12 protein-coding genes are annotated in these 16,242 nt (G+C 64.6%); 6 read left to right on the plus strand and 6 right to left on the minus strand.

The annotated features are described in order from the left end of the window. The first annotated feature begins 302 nt into the window (after positions 1-302). Positions 303-1,583: a DUF3422 family protein gene (locus tag ACZ52D_RS12975; protein ID WP_464441576.1), complete on the plus strand. Its 1,281-nt coding sequence runs from the start codon at positions 303-305 to the stop codon at positions 1,581-1,583. Here the strand turns inward: ACZ52D_RS12975 and ACZ52D_RS12980 are convergent. From ACZ52D_RS12980 to ACZ52D_RS12995, 4 genes are all read right to left on the minus strand, one after another. Then, a complete protein-coding gene (locus ACZ52D_RS12980; protein ID WP_464441577.1) occupies positions 1,519-2,592 on the minus strand; it encodes a YeeE/YedE family protein in 1,074 nt (357 codons plus the stop codon). The genes ACZ52D_RS12975 and ACZ52D_RS12980 overlap by 65 nt on opposite strands. A 230-nt stretch (positions 2,593-2,822) precedes the next feature. Beyond that, a complete protein-coding gene (locus tag ACZ52D_RS12985; RefSeq protein ID WP_222453618.1) occupies positions 2,823-3,794 on the minus strand; it encodes an ABC transporter permease in 972 nt (323 codons plus the stop codon). Then, complete coding sequence (locus ACZ52D_RS12990; RefSeq protein WP_222453617.1) at positions 3,787-4,794, minus strand: ABC transporter permease; 1,008 nt, start codon at positions 4,792-4,794, stop codon at positions 3,787-3,789. Before ACZ52D_RS12990 ends, ACZ52D_RS12985 begins: the two co-directional genes overlap by 8 nt. A 145-nt stretch (positions 4,795-4,939) precedes the next feature. Continuing rightward, complete coding sequence (locus tag ACZ52D_RS12995) at positions 4,940-6,640, minus strand: peptide ABC transporter substrate-binding protein (RefSeq protein WP_222453616.1); 1,701 nt, start codon at positions 6,638-6,640, stop codon at positions 4,940-4,942. Between the two features lie 357 nt (positions 6,641-6,997). On the opposite strand from ACZ52D_RS12995, the gene ACZ52D_RS13000 reads away from it, so the two are divergent. The 5 genes from ACZ52D_RS13000 to ACZ52D_RS13020 all read left to right on the plus strand — a co-directional run bounded on the left by ACZ52D_RS13000 (position 6,998) and on the right by ACZ52D_RS13020 (position 13,735). Then, the gene (locus tag ACZ52D_RS13000; protein WP_369926581.1) at positions 6,998-8,818 is read left to right on the plus strand and encodes an ABC transporter ATP-binding protein; all 1,821 of its coding nucleotides are present in this window, start codon (positions 6,998-7,000) and stop codon (positions 8,816-8,818) included. Between the two features lie 10 nt (positions 8,819-8,828). Next, complete coding sequence (gene argE, locus ACZ52D_RS13005) at positions 8,829-9,995, plus strand: acetylornithine deacetylase (protein WP_464441578.1); 1,167 nt, start codon at positions 8,829-8,831, stop codon at positions 9,993-9,995. 201 nt (positions 9,996-10,196) lie between these two features. Further along, positions 10,197-11,363 carry a M20 aminoacylase family protein gene (locus tag ACZ52D_RS13010; protein ID WP_464441579.1) on the plus strand — a complete coding sequence of 389 codons (1,167 nt, stop codon included), beginning with the start codon at positions 10,197-10,199 and terminating at the stop codon, positions 11,361-11,363. Between the two features lie 10 nt (positions 11,364-11,373). Further along, positions 11,374-12,537, plus strand: a complete 1,164-nt coding sequence (locus tag ACZ52D_RS13015) for a M20 aminoacylase family protein (protein WP_464441580.1) — start codon at positions 11,374-11,376, stop codon at positions 12,535-12,537. Positions 12,538-12,571: 34 nt separating this feature from the next. Next, positions 12,572-13,735 (plus strand): M20 aminoacylase family protein, encoded by a 1,164-nt coding sequence (locus ACZ52D_RS13020; protein ID WP_222453611.1) that lies wholly within the window; start codon positions 12,572-12,574, stop codon positions 13,733-13,735. Between the two features lie 129 nt (positions 13,736-13,864). Here ACZ52D_RS13020 and ACZ52D_RS13025 read toward each other — a convergent pair whose 3' ends face one another. Continuing rightward, the gene (locus ACZ52D_RS13025; protein WP_464441581.1) at positions 13,865-14,923 is read right to left on the minus strand and encodes a glycosyltransferase family 4 protein; all 1,059 of its coding nucleotides are present in this window, start codon (positions 14,921-14,923) and stop codon (positions 13,865-13,867) included. Then, entirely contained in the window at positions 14,923-16,239 is a 1,317-nt protein-coding gene (locus ACZ52D_RS13030; protein ID WP_464441582.1) for a 3-deoxy-D-manno-octulosonic acid transferase, read from the minus strand. The genes ACZ52D_RS13025 and ACZ52D_RS13030 overlap by 1 nt, the downstream gene beginning before the upstream one ends. Between the last annotated feature and the right edge of the window lie 3 nt (positions 16,240-16,242).

The raw sequence follows: 16,242 nt of genomic DNA on the forward strand, positions 1-16,242 counted from the left end.
CGCCCCAATTGGGGCGCCTTTTTTGTGTGGGCATGAAGGCCGCATGCGCGGCGGTGGCAAGGCGTAGATTCGCGCGTCGAGCGGGGTATGCTTGGGCCGCCGAGACGCCGATGAGATGCAGGGCAGGGGCGGTTCCCGAAGTGTTTCTGGTTTGGGTGCCGAATGCGGCGGTCAGCCGGTTCTTTGCGGCGGGTCAGCGCGCTTTCGTATACTGTCGTATTCACTCAAAGCATTGATTGTAAACATTTCTTTACTTTGTCTCGGGGCGATCTATGGTGGCCGGGATTGCCCCGGAGACCACCATGACAAAGATCCAGGACCACCCGCTGCGCTACCAGCTGACAAATGAGCTGCATGCCCGTCCGTTTCCGACCATCTCCAGCCCCTCCACGGTGAGCTACCTTGCGGTGAAGCAGCCCCAGGATGCCGAACATCGCGACAGGGGGCAGGATCTGCAGCATCTGATCGAGTTGCTGGACCGGCACGGCGCGGCGCACCCGAAGCCCGGGGCGACGCATCATACGGCGCAGATCGGGCGGCACACCCTGAAATGGGAACAGCACTCGGAGTTCGTCAGCTACACCGCCTATGCCACTGGTGTCAGCACGCGGGCCTTTGACCCGGCGGATTTCGAGGTGTTTCCAGCGGATTGGCTAGCCACCGCGCCGGGGCAGCGGATCACCTCGGCGATGATCCGTGTGGTGCAGCATGACGGGGACGGAAGCCTGCAGCCGATGTTGCAGGAATGGTTCGTGCCCGAAAGCCTGGCGGTGTCGCGCGTGCTTGACGGCAGCGCAGTTGTGGCCGGTGATTTCCGCATCGATCCAGCGGGGCACGTGCGGTTTGCCATTCTGCCTGCGGCAGACACAGGCAACCAGCGCATCGGGCGCATCGTCAAACGCCTGTGCGAGGTGGAAACCTATCGGGCGATGGCAATGCTGGGCCTGGCGCGCGCCCGGGATCTGACGCCGAGCATCAGCAAACTGGACACCCGGCTCAGCGAGATGATGCTGGAGATGACGTCGGGCCAGACTCCGGCGGAGGAAACCCTGTCGCAGCTCCTGGTGGTCTCTGCCGAGCTGGAGGCGATGGCGGCGCGCTCGGCGTTTCGGTTCAGCGCCACGGGAGCCTATGATGCGCTGGTCAATCAGCGCATCGGCTTGCTGCGCGAGGAGCGGTACAAGGGGTTCCAGACCCTTGGCGAATTCATGCTGCGCCGGTTCGAGCCGGCGATGCGCACGGTGACCTCTACCGAGCGGCGGTTGGAAATGCTGGCCGACAGGGCGCGCCGCGCAGGTGAGCTGCTGCGGACCCGCGTCGATGTCGAGCGCTCCGCCCAGAACCAGGCGCTGCTGGCAAGCATGGATCGGCGCGCGGATCTGGCTCTGCGCTTGCAGCACACGGTCGAGGGGCTGTCGGTCGTGGCGATCAGCTACTACGCGGTCTCGCTGGCCTCTTATGCGCTCTACCCGCTGGCGGCGGTGTTGAACCTCAGCAAAGGGGGGCTGACGGCGCTGCTTACGCTGCCGGTCGTCGTGTTGGTTTGGCTGGCTGTGCGCCGGATTCGGAAGCGCCTGCACTGAGCCAAGCATTCGTCACAAGACCGCCCAGTGCAATCGACGCCAGTGCCAGCAGGGCGGCGACGCTCAGCGTGGGAATGCCGGCAAGACCAGCGCCAACCGTGCAGCCGCCGGCCAGCACGCCGCCAATGCCCATCAACCCGGCACCGGTCATGTAACGACCGGTCTGGCGCGGACTCTCGAAGCTTTGCCATTGGAAGCGGCCGCTCAGCAGGGCGGCAAACAAGGCACCCAGCAGCACGCCGCCGACCAGGCCGGGTCCGAAACCGGCCGGGATAGAGCTGGAGGCGACGATGAAGAACAGCGTATCGGCGGCTGGAGCGGTGAAGGACAGGCTTTCCATCGCGATCGGGTCAAACTCGTCATAAAGGATGAAGCCCGTGCCCACCCAGGCGATTGGCACCAGCAGGCCGATCAGCGCAGCCGCAAGCAGCGTTGGCAGGCCGTTTCCGGAGCGCAGTGCGACAACCAGGGCGGCCGCCGCGATCAGAACGCTCCACAACCAGCTGCCGCCGGGGAGCGCCGCGAGCGAGGCGTATTCGGCCAGAGGCAGGGTGACTGCGCCCAGCGTGGTGCGCAGGGGTGCCAGAACCCCCTTGAGCGTTGCATGTGCGGTGATCGAAAAGACCACGATCACCAGCAGCGCGCGCAGATTGCCACTGCCACCCAGCACCAGCAGGCGCGATGCGCAGCCGCGTGTGAGGATCATGCCAGCTCCGAACATCAGCCCCCCCGCGACGATGGCGAGTACCGGCAGATCCGCAGCCATCAGGCGGTGGTCGGCGAAATCGATCCAGCCCTGAGCGACGGCCGCCTGCGTCGCGATCACCGCCGTCGCCAGCGCCAGCATCCAGACGCCTGCAGCCTCACGCCGGTCCTGCCCGACGAGGGCGCGTCGGAAACAGAACCCTGTGCACTGCGCCAGAGCGCCAAAGATAAGCCCGACAACGAGGGCAAACAGCACGGACACTTGTCGCGCGGTGGTCTCTTCAAAGCCGAAGGTTTCGAACATTTCGGTCACCAGCTGGGAAACGGAATATTTTCCCGAAATGGCGGTAATGAGGGCGAGGGGCAAGTCTTGATATGCGGCTTGACGGTGACAAAGCGGGAATGGCGTTCGCATTGTCTTGGCCAGAGCGAACAAATTGCCTTTCAGGCCGCCAGGGGCGAAACAAACTGGCCACCCGAAAAGGGTGGCCAGAAGTCATGTTCTTATTTGAATGTGTATTTGCGATTGCGATCTCAGCGCCCGCGGATGCGGGGGTCGAGGGCGTCGCGCAGGCCGTCGCCGAGATAGTTCACGCTCAGCACCGTCAGCGAGATCGCCATGCCGGGCCAGAACACCCGCTCGGGGTACTGTTGGAGGTAGTCGGTGGCATCAAACAGCAGTCGCCCCCAGGTCGGGAAGTCCGGCGGGAAGCCGAGGCCGAGGAAGGACAGCGACGATTCCGTGATGATCGCCGTGGCGATGCCCAGCGTGGCCGAGACCATGATCGGCGACAGCACGTTGGGCAGAATGTGCCGGGTGATCAGCTTGCGGTTGGTGGTGCCGATCGAGCGCGCTGCCATCACGAATTCGCGCTCCTTCAGTGCCAGCACGTCGCCGCGCACGATCCGGGCGGTCGGCATCCAGCTGGTGACGCCGATAGAGGCCACGATCAGGATGAAGATCCCCTGTTCCGGTCCAAAGGCGGCGTTCAGCGGTTCGCGGAACAACAGCATCATCACCAGCAGCAGCGGCAAGAGCGGCAGTGCGAGGAACAGGTCGGTGAGCCGCATCAGCGGACCGTCCAGTTTCTTGAAGAACCCGGCCATCACGCCGATGAAGGAGCCGAGCACCAGCGCCAGCAGCATCGCTGTCAGGCCGACTGAGACCGAGGTCGCGCCGCCTGCCATCATCCGGGCCAGCATGTCGCGGCCCAGCTGGTCGGTGCCGAAGGGGTGCGCCCAGCTGGGGCCCTGGTTGCGGGCGCGGATGTCGATCTTGGTGGCGTCGATGTCCCAGACCAGCGGCCCGGCATAGACGGCGAGGATGATGAACAGGAACAACGCCCCGCCCATCAGCGCGCCGCGGTGGGATTTGAACTGGTCCCAGACGTCCAGCCACTGGCTGCGCGGCGGGTTGTGCAGCTCTTCCAGTGCGCCTGCTCCCGGCACCGAGGTGGAGGCCGGTGCCATGCCTTCGTCGGGCACAAAGCGTTCCTTGTCAGTCATAGCGGATCCTCGGGTCAAGAATGCCGTACAGCACGTCGGCGATCAGGTTGAACAGCACGATCAGCACCGCAAAGATGAAGGTCAGCGTCTGCACCATCGGCAGGTCGTTGGCCTGGATCGCGCCGATCAGGAGCTGGCCGATGCCGTTCACCTTGAACACCTGCTCGGTGATGATGGCGCCGCCGAAGATTGACGGGATCCCCAATGCGATCACGGTGACCACCGGGATCATCGAGTTGCGCAGGACGTGGACCATGACCACGACATATTCGCTCAGGCCCTTGGCACGGGCGGTGCGGACGTAATCCTGGTTCAGGTTGTCCAGCATAGAGGCCCGCATGAAGCGGCTGAGTTGCGCGGTGATCTGCAGCGCCAGCACCATCACAGGCATGATCATCTGCTTCAGCTGGTAGACAAAGGCGTCCCAGCTATCGACCACATGGGTGGTGTCATAGATCGACGGGAACCAACCCAGCTGCACCGAGAAGATCACGATCACCAGCACCCCCGAAAAGAACGGCGGCACCGAGAAGCCGACCATCGACACGAAGGTGCCAAGCTGGTCGAACCAGCTGTACTGGCGGTAGGCGGAATAGATGCCGATCGGCAGCGCGATCAGGATCGCCACGATATAGGCGGTGCCAACCACCCACAGGGTCTGCGGCATGCGCTGGATCACGATGTCCATCACCGGCGAACGGGTCTGCCAGGAGATCACCCGCAGATCACCGGCCGAGAAGCTGGTGCCGAGGTAATGGTCGATCAGAACCTGTGGCTCGATCCAGAAGAACTGCACCAGCCACTTCCAGAACCGGATGTGCATCGGCTGGCCGAGGCCAAGCGCCTCGCGCATCTTTTCTTTCACTTCGGGGGGGACGGTCAGGGGAACCTGCGCCATCGGGTCGCCGGGGGCGAGCTCGAGCAGCAGGAAAATCACGAGGCTGATGAATAGCAGTGTCGGAACCGCGAGAAACAGCCGCCGGATTGTAAAGGTCAGCATCAGGTGGGCGCCTTTGCAACTTGTTTGGAATTCGGGTCAGGCTGGGTGCCTTGGAGCCATACGCAGCGCGGCGCGGCAGGCGGGCGCGGGGTAATGGCAAGGGGCCCCGGCAGAACGCCGGGGCCCCGGTGAGGCAAGCCTAGGCTTACTTGATGCGGTACCAGTCAGCCACGTTCCACAGCTCGCTGTCCCAGACGTTCAGGTCGACGCCGCCCAGGGTATTGGAGTGTGCCGACAGGCGACCACGGTGCACCAGCGGGATCATGCCGCCCTTTTCGATGATGATATCGTTCAGGCGTTTGGCGATCTCGGCGCGGGCTTCCAGACCGGCGGTCTTGGTCAGCTCGGCGTGCAGCTTGTCGTATTCCTCGTCACAGAAGCGCGAGATGTTCTCACCCTGCCACTGGGTGGCCGGGGTCGGTGCCTTGTCGCACAGGCCGTTGCCCAGGTAGGACTGCGGATCGGTGCCGTTGAAGGTGTTGGCGTACATCTCGACGTCGGCGTAGAACTTCTGGAAGGTGTCGGGCGAGCCCGGGTCACCGCCGAAGAAGACGCTGGAGTTGATGTTGCGCAGTTCGGTCTCGATGCCGATCTGGCTCCACCATTCCTTGATCAGCGCCTGGAAGTCCTGACGCACGGCGTTGGTCGAGGTCTGGTACAGGATCTTCATCGGCTTGCCGTCCGGGGTCTCCCGCACGCCGTCGCCGTTGGTGTCCTTGTAGCCGGCTTCCTCCAGCATCGCCTTGGCGCCTTCGATGTCTTGGGTGGAGCAGTCGAAGGTGTCGGAGGCGAAGGCTTCAGGCGCGGGCACCCAGTTGCAGCCGACCTTGCCGGCCTTGCCGTAACCGATCTCGACCAGCAGCGGGCGGTCGATCGCCATCGACATCGCCTTGTAGACTGCCGGATCACCCAGGAACGGGTGCGGGCGGATCACCGAACGTTCGTCCGGGCCAAGCGCCGGGTCGGGGTTGGTGTTGTTGAGCATGATGCGCTCGACCAGCGGGCCGAAGCCTGCCACCGGCTTGCCCTTGCCGCCGGCTTCCATCTGCGCGATCACTTCCGGCGCCAGCTGCAGGTTCCAGGCGTAGTCGAACTCGCCGGTTTCCATCACTGCACGGCCTGCCGCGGTGGCATCGCCGCCGCCCTTGAACAGCACCTTGGCAAAGGCGGGCTTGTTCGGGTCGCGGTAGTTGTCGTTCGCCGACAGGGTGATCACGTCGTTCGGCTTGAACTCATCCACAACAAAGGGACCGGTGCCGATCGGGGCGAAGTTTGCCTCGGTACACTCAGGGGCCTTGGCGCCAAGGCAGTTCTCGAACTGGGCCTTCTGGATGATCGGGCTTTCACCGCCAACGAAGGGACCGTAGGGGAAGGGGGTCGGCTCGGCGAAGGTCACCTTGACGGTCAGATCGTCCAGTGCTTCGACGTTGGTGACGCCTTCGTATTTGGTTACCTGTGCGCAGCCACCTTCGGGGTGCATGCAGTATTCGGCGGTAAACACCACGTCATGGGCGGTGAAATCGCTGCCATCGGACCACTTGATGCCCGGGGCGATCTTCCAGGTGATCGACTTCAGGTCTTCGCTGACGCCACCATTCTCGACGGTCGGGATCTCGGATGCGAGAAACGGCACCATGTTGCCTTTGGAATCGTAGCGCGCCAGCGGTTCAATCACCAGCGAAGCCGCCTCGACGTCCTTGGTGCCGCCCGACAGGAACGGGTTCATGATCGACGGCGCCTGCCAGTAGATGATGTTGACCTGGCCATCCGACCCACGCTCGGCGAAGGCCGCCGGGGCCAGAGTTGCCGCAGCAACGGCACCCATGAGAAGGGATTTGAACTTCATTACACTCTCCTTGTCGGACACGGTTTCGTGTCTTTTTGTTGCCCGGACCTGAGACAGCCCGGATTTTGCCGCATCACTGCGGAAGTCTAGCACTCAGACCTGCTGGTATCGGGAAACCAAGACACTGGTGGCCGGTCAAAAAAGCGGCACGAACTCTCTGTCGGATGCACCGACGCGCGATACCTCGCAGGAAAACGCTGAACTCATCGAAAACCACTTGCAGGAAAATTGCAAATTCGAATTTTGGAGTAGTCATGCGAAATTTGCATGAGCATTTCGCAGGAAACTAGAGTTTACTGCAAAACCAGAAGCCGCGATCAAAAAGTGGTCACCAGACAAACAAATGGGGAAGTTGACATGCTGGACAACGCAATTGCGTCCATCCGAAATCTGCGCGTGGAGTTTCAGACCAAGGATGGCACCGTCACCGGCGTTGAAAATGTGTCCTTCGATGTAAGCCCCGGCGAAACCGTCTGCATCGTCGGGGAATCCGGCTCGGGCAAATCGGTGTCCTCTTTGTCGCTGATGCGGCTGGTAGAGTTCGGTGGCGGCGAGATTGCTGGCGGCGAGTTGGTGTTCAACCGCCGCGAGGGCGGCAAGACCGATCTGGCGCGCGCCGAGCAGGAGATGATGAAGCAGATCCGCGGCAACGAGATCGGCATGATCTTCCAGGAGCCGATGACCGCGCTGAACCCGGTGTTCACCGTCGGCCGCCAGCTCACCGAGGGCCTTCGCATCCACAAGAACATGTCCAAGGCCAAGGCCGAGGAACGCGCGCTGGAGCTGTTGCGCCAGGTCCGTATCCCCGAGCCTGAGCGCCGCCTGCGCCAGTACCCGCACGAGCTGTCGGGCGGCATGCGCCAACGTGTGGTGATCGCAATGGCGATGGCCTGCGAGCCTCGCCTCTTGATCGCGGATGAGCCGACAACCGCGCTGGACGTGACCATCCAGGCCGAGATCCTCGCCCTGATGGACCGGCTGAAGCGTGAGACCGGAACGGCCGTCATGTTCATCACGCATGACATGGCGGTTGTGGCGCAGATGGCCGATCGCGTCGTCGTCATGTTCCGCGGCAACAAGGTTGAAGAAGGCTCCGTCGAGGAGATCTTTGAAAATCCCAAGCACGACTACACCAAGGCGCTGTTGGCCGCGGTGCCCAAGCTGGGCGAGATGCGCGGCAAGCAGTATCCCGAACCGATGAAGCTGATGGGCGTGACCGACCAGAAGATCGAGCCGATCAAGGGCACCGACGAGGTGCTGCTGGACGTGCAGAACCTGACCACCCGGTTCCCGGTCAAGGGCGGCCTCCTGCGTCGGACCATCTCGAATGTGCATGCAGTCGAGGATGTGTCGTTCAAGGTTTTCAAGGGCCAGACCCTGTCGCTGGTGGGCGAATCCGGCTGCGGCAAATCCACTGCGGGCCGCTCGATCCTGCGGCTGGTGGAACCTTTGTCGGGCAAGGTCAATTTCGAGGGCCGGGACATCCTCGGTCTCAGTCACGCGCAGATGCACAAGGCGCGGCTTGATATGCAGATGATCTTCCAGGATCCCTTTGCCTCTCTGAACCCGCAGATGCAGCTGATGGACCAGGTGGCGGAGCCGCTGCGCAACTATGGCCTTGCTTCCGGCTCGGAACTTCAGGATCGCGTCGCCAGCCTGTTCGACCGGGTCCACCTGCCGCGCAGCTTCATGCGCCGCTACCCGCACGAGATGTCCGGCGGCCAGCGTCAGCGGATCGCAATTGCCCGCGCGCTGGCGCTGAACCCCAAGCTGATCGTCGCGGACGAGGCGGTCTCGGCACTCGACGTGTCAGTGCAGGCGCAGGTGCTGAACCTGATGATGGAGCTGCAGGCGGAGCTGGGCCTGTCGTTCCTGTTCATCAGCCACGACATGGCGGTGGTCGAGCGCGTCAGCCATCAGGTCGGTGTCATGTACCTTGGTCGCATTGTTGAAATTGGCCCGCGTGATCGCGTTTTCGAGAACCCCTTGCATGCCTACACGCAGGCCCTGATGAAGGCGGTGCCGATTGCCGATCCGCGCCAGCGCAAGTCGGAGCGCGAGCTGAATTTCAAACCGATTCCCTCGCCGATCCACGGGCTGGACTACCAGCCGGAACCCTCGGAGTATCTCGAGCTGGAGCCGGGCCATTTCGTGCTGAAGACCGACAGCGGATATTAAGGCGACGGACATGGCAACTGTGCTGACGCCGCTGGAGATCATGACCCGCCTGGTCTCCTTCCCGACCGTGAGCCATGACACCAACCTGCCGCTGGTGGATTGGGTGCAGGCCTATCTGGCCAGCCATGGTATCGAAAGCCACCGCTGGGTCGATCCGCGGCAACCACACAAGGCGGCTGTGTTTGCCCATGTCGGCCCCCGCGTCGAAGGTGCCGTGGTGCTTTCGGGCCATACCGATGTGGTGCCGGTCGACGGCCAGGAATGGCAGAGCGATCCCTTCACGGTAGAGGAGCGCGACGGCAAGTATTTCGGTCGCGGCACCTGCGACATGAAGGGGTTTGATGCGCTCGCCATCTGGGCCCTGGTCGAGGCGCACCGGCAGGGCGTCAGCCGCCCCTTGCAGCTGGCGCTCAGCTTTGACGAGGAAATCGGCTGCACCGGCGCGCCGCCGATGATCGAGGCGATGCAACCGCTGCTGCCCAAGGGCGCGGCGGTGATCGTCGGCGAGCCTTCGATGATGCAGGCGGTGACCGGCCACAAGGGCATCATCGGCTTTGATACGCATCTCACCGGGTTCGAGGTCCACTCCTCCCTGCTGCACACCGGCGTCAGCGCGGTGATGCAGGGCGCGCGGCTGATCGACTGGGCCAACCAGCGCAACGCCGAGAACATGGCCGCGGAGCCGGGCGAGGTGCAGGCAATGTTCGAGCCGCCCTGGACCACTGCCCATGTCGGCACCGTCACCGGCGGCACCGCCAACAACATCACCGCCAAGGAATGTCGGTTTGTGATGGATTTCCGGGTGGTGCCGGGCGAGAATGCCTCTGACTGGGAGGCCGCCTACCTGGCCGAGGTGCGCCGCATCGAGGCAGAAATGCAGGCCATCCACCCGGACAGCCGCATTGACGTGCAGCGGGTCTTCGCGGTGCCCGGCTTGGTGCCGGAAGCCGAGGGCCGGGCCGAGGCGCTGGTGCGCGGCCTGACCGGCGACAACGGCACCCATGTGGTCAGCTACGGGACCGAGGCGGGCCAGTTCCAGGCGGCGGGCTATTCCGCGGTGATCTGCGGCCCCGGCGACATCGCCCAGGCCCATCAGCCCAACGAATACATCACCGTCGCCCAGTTCGAGGCGGGACATGCATTCATGCGCAAGCTGCTGGAGCGGCTGCAGGGCTGACCGGCGGCGCTTTCGCGCCCTGAGACCGACCGCTGCCTGCGCAGATACAGGGCAGCGGCGCGCCCTGCGGCGGCCATGACGCCCGCGTGCGCATTTCAATCCGGCGGTGCGAAATACGGCCGGGTGATTACTTGCTAAAGCAAGTTTTTTCGCAGACAGTCAGCGGCAACGGCAAAGGGCCGCGCAGCAACGGAGGGGAACATGCCAGTCAAAAATCGCTTGGCCGAAATGCACACGGAGATAACTGGCTGGCGCCGTCATCTGCATCAAAATCCCGAACTGATGTATGAGGTCCACGAGACCGCCGCCTTTGTCGCGGCGCGGCTGAAGGAGTTCGGCGTCACCGACATCACCACCGGCGTCGGCAAGACCGGCGTGGTCGCGGTGATCGAGGGCAAGACCAACACCTCGGGCCGCACCATCGGTCTGCGCGCCGATATGGACGCGCTGCCGATCCCAGAAGCCTCGGGGGTGGACTATGCCTCCAAGACGCCGGGGGTGATGCATGCCTGTGGCCATGACGGCCACACCGCCATGCTGCTGGGCGCGGCCAAATACCTGGCGGAGACCCGCAATTTCGACGGCCGCGCGGTGCTGATCTTCCAGCCTGCCGAAGAGGGCGGAGCCGGCGGCAAGGCGATGTGTGATGACGGGCTGATGGACCGCTGGGGCATTCATGAGGTGTACGGGCTGCACAACATGCCGGGCCTGCCGGTGGGCGAATTCGCCATCCGCCCCGGCGCGCTGATGGCCTCCTCCGACGAGTTCGAGATCACCGTCACCGGCAAGGGCGGCCATGCCGCGGCGCCGCATGACGCCATCGACACCACGCTGGTCGCCTCGCAGATCGTGGTCTCGCTGCATTCGATCGTCTCCCGCAATGTGGACCCGGTGAAGCGCATGGTGCTGACCGTCGGCACGTTCGAGACCGACAGCACGGCGTCGAACGTGATCGCCCATACCGCCCGGTTGCAGGGCACCGTGCGCACGCTGGACCCGGAATACCGCGAACAGGCCGAGGGCTGGGTGCGCCGCGTGGTTGAAAACACCGCCGCCGCCTATGGCGCCACGGCCGAAGTGAAATGGAGCCCCGGCTACCCGGTGACGGTCAATGATGCGGCCAGCACCGACCACGCGGTGGAGGCTGCGCGGGCGGTCGCTGCCAAGGTCGACGCTGAAACCGCCCCGATCATGCCGTCCGAGGATTTCGCCTATATGCTCGAGGAACGCCCCGGCGCCTACATCTTCCTCGGCAACGGCGACACCCAGATGTGCCACCATCCTGCCTATGTGTTCGACGATGACGCCATTCCGCTCGGCTGTAGCTGGTTTGCCGAACTGGTCGAACGTCGCATGCCCGCCGCCTGAGGAGTCACTGATGCCGATCAAGAACCGCGCTGCGGAGTTTCACGAGGAAGTCGCAGGCTGGCGCCGCGACATCCATGAACACCCCGAGATCCTCTATGACACCCACCGCACCTCGGCGCTGGTGGCGGACAAGCTGCGCAGCTTTGGCTGCGATGAGGTGGTGACCGGCATCGGCCGCACCGGCGTTGTCGCGGTGATCCGCGGGCGCATGGACACGCAGGGCCGCGCCATCGGTCTGCGCGCAGACATGGACGCGCTGCCGATGCAGGAACAGACTGGCCTGCCGCATGCCTCGAAGACTGATGGCGCGATGCACGCCTGCGGCCACGACGGCCATACCGCGATGCTGCTGGGCGCGGCCAAATACCTGGCCGAGACCCGCAATTTCGACGGCACCGCAGTGGTGATCTTCCAGCCCGCCGAGGAGGGCGGCAACGGCGCCGAGGCCATGTGCAAGGACGGCCTGATGGAGCGCTTTGGCATCGACGAGGTCTATGCCATCCACAATTCACCGGGGTTGGAGGCGGGCAAGTTCGCCATTCGCCCCGGCCCGCTCCTCGCTTCGGTGGATGAGTTCACCATCACCCTGCAGGGCAAGGGCGGCCATGCGGCCAAGCCGAATGAAACCGTGGATACCACTGTGATGATGTGCCACCTGATCACCGCGCTGCAGACCGTTGTGTCGCGCAACGTCGACCCGGTGTTGCAGGGCGTGCTGTCGATCACCTCGGCCGAGACGTCCTCCAAGGCGTTCAACGTCATTCCCGACCGGGCCGAGGTCCGCGGAACCATCCGCACCCATGCGCCCGCGGTCCGCGAGCAGATTCCGCAGCGGCTGCGCGCCATTCTGGACGGTATCACCCGGACCTTCGGCGGCCGCGGGGAGATCGATTTTCACCTTGGCGTGCCGGTCACCATCAACGATGTGGCTGCCAGCGAACACGCCCGCGACGCAGCGCAAGCCGTGGCGGGCGGCTGCGAGGAGGTGGCGCTGGCAATGGGAGGAGAGGACTTCTCCTTCATGCTGCAGGAGCGCCCGGGCGCGATGATCCGCTTGGGCAATGGCCCCAGCGCCGGTCTGCACCACCCCGAATATGATTTCAACGACGAGATCATCCCCGCCGGTATCAGCTGGTTTGCCGAGCTGGTGGAACGAAGAATGCCCGCGGCCTGACGGCGCGGGAAACCTACCCAAGAAGGAGTGTAAAATGCCGGTCAAGAACCGCTTTGCCGAACTGCAGGATGAAATCACCGCCTGGCGTCGTGACATCCACGAAAACCCCGAAATCCTGTTCGAAACCCACCGCACCAGCGCGCTGGTGGCGGAGAAGCTGAAGGAATTCGGCTGCGACGAGGTGGTGACCGGCATCGGCCGCACCGGCGTTGTCGGCGTCATCAAGGGCAAGTCCGACAGCGCGGGCAAGGTGATCGGCCTGCGCGCCGACATGGACGCGCTGCCGATTCATGAGCAGACCGGGCTGGACTATGCCTCCAAGACCCCTGGCGCGATGCACGCCTGCGGCCATGACGGCCACACCGCGATGCTGCTGGGCGCGGCCAAGTACCTGTCCGAGACCCGCAACTTCGACGGCACGGTGGTGGTGATCTTCCAGCCCGCCGAAGAAGGCGGCGGCGGCGGCAAGGAAATGTGCGACGATGGCCTGATGGAGCGCTGGAACATCCAGGAAGTCTACGGCATGCACAACTGGCCGGGCCGCCCGGTAGGCTCCTTCTCGATCCGCCCGGGGGCGTTCTTTGCCGCCACCGACCAGTTCGACATCACCTTCGAGGGTCGCGGCGGCCATGCGGCCAAGCCGCAGGAAACCATCGATACCACCGTGATGGCCGCGCAGGCGGTACTGGCGCTGCAGACGATCGCTGCGCGCAACGCAGACCCGGTAGAGCAGATCGTGGTCTCGGTGACCTCCTTCGAGACATCTTCGAAGGCGTTCAACGTGATCCCGCAGAAGGTGCAGATCAAGGGCACCGTGCGCACCATGTCCACGGCCATGCGCGACCTTGCCGAGGCGCGGATCAAGGAAATCTGCACTGGCATAGCGGCGACCTTCGGCGGCACTGCGGATGTGACCTATCATCGGGGTTATCCGGTGATGGCCAACCACGAGGAGCAGACCGAGTTCGCCGCCAAGGTGGCTGCGGATATCTCCGGCAGCTGTGACGAGGCCCCCTTGGTGATGGGCGGCGAGGATTTCGCCTTCATGCTGGAAGAGCGTCCCGGTGCTTATATTCTGGTCGGCAACGGCGACACCGCCGCGGTGCACCATCCGGAATACAACTTCAACGACGAAGCCATCCCGGCGGGCTGCAGCTGGTGGGCCGAGATCGTCGAGCAGCGGATGCCTGCGGCCTGATCGGCTTGATCTGAAACAGGGGAGGGGGCTGTCTGCCCCCTTTCTACGCCACTTGGCGCAAGTCCCCCCGGAAAAAAGAGAAGGGGGCAATTTTGACCGGAGCCAACCGCGCGGCCATGCCGTTGGAGGTTAGTGCTCCAGCATCTCGCGGTAGATGGTGACCAGGGTTTCGGCCTCTTTCTCCAGTGCGAAATTGGTGACCGCATGCTTGCGCGCGGCCTTGGACCACTCCGCGAGGCGGCCTTCGGTGGTCAGCACGGATTTGATCGCCTCGATCATCTGGCCGGTGTCGCCGGGATCGATCAGCAGGCCGGTCTCGCCGGGCGCGATCAGTTCTTCGAAGGCGCCGACGCGGGTGGCAACGGCGGGCACGCCGCAGGACATCGCCTCCAGCGGGGTCAGACCAAACCCCTCCCAGCGCTGCGGGGCGACGTAGAGATCCAGCGCCTGATACCAGCGTGCCACTTCCCAGACCGGGACTTCGGGTGGGAACAGCAGCCGCTCGGACAGGCCCGCAGCGGCCACGCGGGCGCGCAGATCCTTCTCGAAGGCTGCGTGTTTGTCGGTGGCGCGGCCCATCACGATGCCAACCGTGTTGGGGTTGTCTTTCAACACCTCGAGCATCGCATCGACAAAGACATCGGTGCCCTTCTGCGCGCGGATCCGGCCGTAGCAGCCGATCAGGGTGGCGTCCTGTGGCAGGCCCAGCTCGCGCCGCAGGGCCTGTTTGTCCCGAGGCGGGCAGAAGTCATCGGTGTTGATGCCGTGATGCACCACCTGCACGGGTTTCTCGAGGTAGGCCGCCCCCTTGGCAGAGGTGGCAATCACCCGGTCCATCTGCCCGATCAGCCATTTGGTATAGGCCGAATGGTGGCGCTGCGAGGCCGAGGTGAACAGGAGTTTCAGCCGCTTGCCCAGCAGGTATTTCAGCGCCAGCCCGCCCAGCATCTCGACGTTGCGCCGGGCATGCCAGACGCGCGCGCCGGTGGGGCCGTTGCGGCGCATGAAGATCAGCTGCGCGAGTGATAGATGCGGCAGATCCTCGGGCAGACCGCTGCCTGCCGTGGCAATGGCGATGTGCTGCCGTTGCAGCGGCACCAGCCGCACGATGGTGGAGGTGACACCGGACAGGCGGCGTTTGAAGTTGGGGGCGATGACCTCGATTGCATTGGCGTCTGTCCGGGCCATCACGGGGCCTCCTGTTGTTGCGCAGGCAGCAGCGCCAGAAGCGATGCGACCGTCTGATCCAGCTGGTCCGACTGGCGGAAGATGAACTGCGCCGCGGCTGTGCGGGCGGCGTCCAGCTTCTCCGGCTCTTGCAGCCAGAGCGACAGCTGTTCGGCAAGCTGTTCGGCCGAAGTGACCTCTGTCGCGGCACCAAGCCGGGTCAGCTCGGCGTAGGTTTCGGCAAAGTTGAAATGACCTGTACCGCTGATGACCGCCGCGCCAGCCTGCATGGGCTCAAACGGGTTGTGGCCGCCGATCTCGCGCAGCGAGCCGCCGAGAAACACCAGCGGGCTCAGCGCATACCAGGTGCCGACCTCGCCCAGCGTGTCCGCAAGATAGACTTGCGTGTCTGGGGCGGGGCTTTCGCCGACACTGCGGCGCGCCGAGGTGAAGCCGGCGGCGGCAATCAGCGCCTGCACCGCATCGCCGCGTTCAGGGTGGCGGGGGGCAAGCAGCAGGCACAGGTCCGGGTGGCGCTGCAGCAGCAGGCGGTGCGCCGCCAGCACGGTTTCCTCTTCGCCCTCGTGGGTGGAGGAGGCCACCCAGACCGGGCGCGGTCCGAGGGCGGCGCGCAGGTCAGCCAGGGTCTTTTCATCTGCGGGCAGGGGCGCGGAGACCGCCTTGAGGTTGCTGCCGGGCCGGATGCGCTCCGGGGCGGCTCCCATGGCGGCGAGGTTGTCGGCGGTCCGCTGGTTCTGGGTCACCAGCAGATCGAACTGATCGAGGATGAAGCGCGCGGTCTCGGGCCGCTTCTTCCAGCCGTCGGCGGAGCGCTCGGACAGTCGCGCGTTCAACAGCACCAGCGGGCAGCCCGTCCGGCGGGCGCGCACCAGCATCTGCGGCCACAGCTCGCTTTCGACAAAGACGCCCAGATCGGGCTGCCAATGGGCGAGGAAACGGTCAACGGCGGCGGCGCTGTCCAGGGGCGGGAACTGGTGGCGGCAGCGCGGCGGCATGCGTTTTTCGATCAGCTCGGCCGAGGTGGGCGTGCCGGAGGTGATCAGGAACTCTGCCGCGGGCAGCTGCTCGCCCAGCCGGCGGATCAGGGTCAGCACCGACAGGCTTTCGCCTACAGATGCTGCGTGGAACCAGATCAGCTGTCCGTCGGGGCGCGGCAGCGAGGCGTGGCCGAGGCGTTCGCGCACGCGTGCCTCGGGCAGACCGTAGGCGCGCAGCTTGGCCGCCACCTTGCGCCAGGCGAAGGGGGCCATGAGGGCGCTGGCGCCGCAGTACAGCGAATAAAGCAGCGTCGGCTGCGCAGGTGTTCCCCCGGGCATGGG

Source organism: Leisingera sp. S2M4 (assembly GCF_055398055.1).

Bases quoted from the DNA above. Each gene is read 5' to 3' on its own strand.
- ACZ52D_RS12990 (WP_222453617.1), bottom strand. From the start codon at position 4,794: ATGCTGACCTTTACAATCCGGCGGCTGTTTCTCGCGGTTCCGACACTG.
- argE (WP_464441578.1), top strand. From the start codon at position 8,829: ATGGCAACTGTGCTGACGCCGCTGGAGATCATGACCCGCCTGGTCTCC.
- ACZ52D_RS13000 (WP_369926581.1), top strand. From the start codon at position 6,998: ATGCTGGACAACGCAATTGCGTCCATCCGAAATCTGCGCGTGGAGTTT.
- ACZ52D_RS13010 (WP_464441579.1), top strand. From the start codon at position 10,197: ATGCCAGTCAAAAATCGCTTGGCCGAAATGCACACGGAGATAACTGGC.
- ACZ52D_RS12980 (WP_464441577.1), bottom strand. From the start codon at position 2,592: ATGTTCGAAACCTTCGGCTTTGAAGAGACCACCGCGCGACAAGTGTCC.
- ACZ52D_RS12985 (WP_222453618.1), bottom strand. From the start codon at position 3,794: ATGACTGACAAGGAACGCTTTGTGCCCGACGAAGGCATGGCACCGGCC.
- ACZ52D_RS13020 (WP_222453611.1), top strand. From the start codon at position 12,572: ATGCCGGTCAAGAACCGCTTTGCCGAACTGCAGGATGAAATCACCGCC.
- ACZ52D_RS13025 (WP_464441581.1), bottom strand. From the start codon at position 14,923: ATGGCCCGGACAGACGCCAATGCAATCGAGGTCATCGCCCCCAACTTC.
- ACZ52D_RS12975 (WP_464441576.1), top strand. From the start codon at position 303: ATGACAAAGATCCAGGACCACCCGCTGCGCTACCAGCTGACAAATGAG.
- ACZ52D_RS13030 (WP_464441582.1), bottom strand. From the start codon at position 16,239: ATGCCCGGGGGAACACCTGCGCAGCCGACGCTGCTTTATTCGCTGTAC.
- ACZ52D_RS12995 (WP_222453616.1), bottom strand. From the start codon at position 6,640: ATGAAGTTCAAATCCCTTCTCATGGGTGCCGTTGCTGCGGCAACTCTG.
- ACZ52D_RS13015 (WP_464441580.1), top strand. From the start codon at position 11,374: ATGCCGATCAAGAACCGCGCTGCGGAGTTTCACGAGGAAGTCGCAGGC.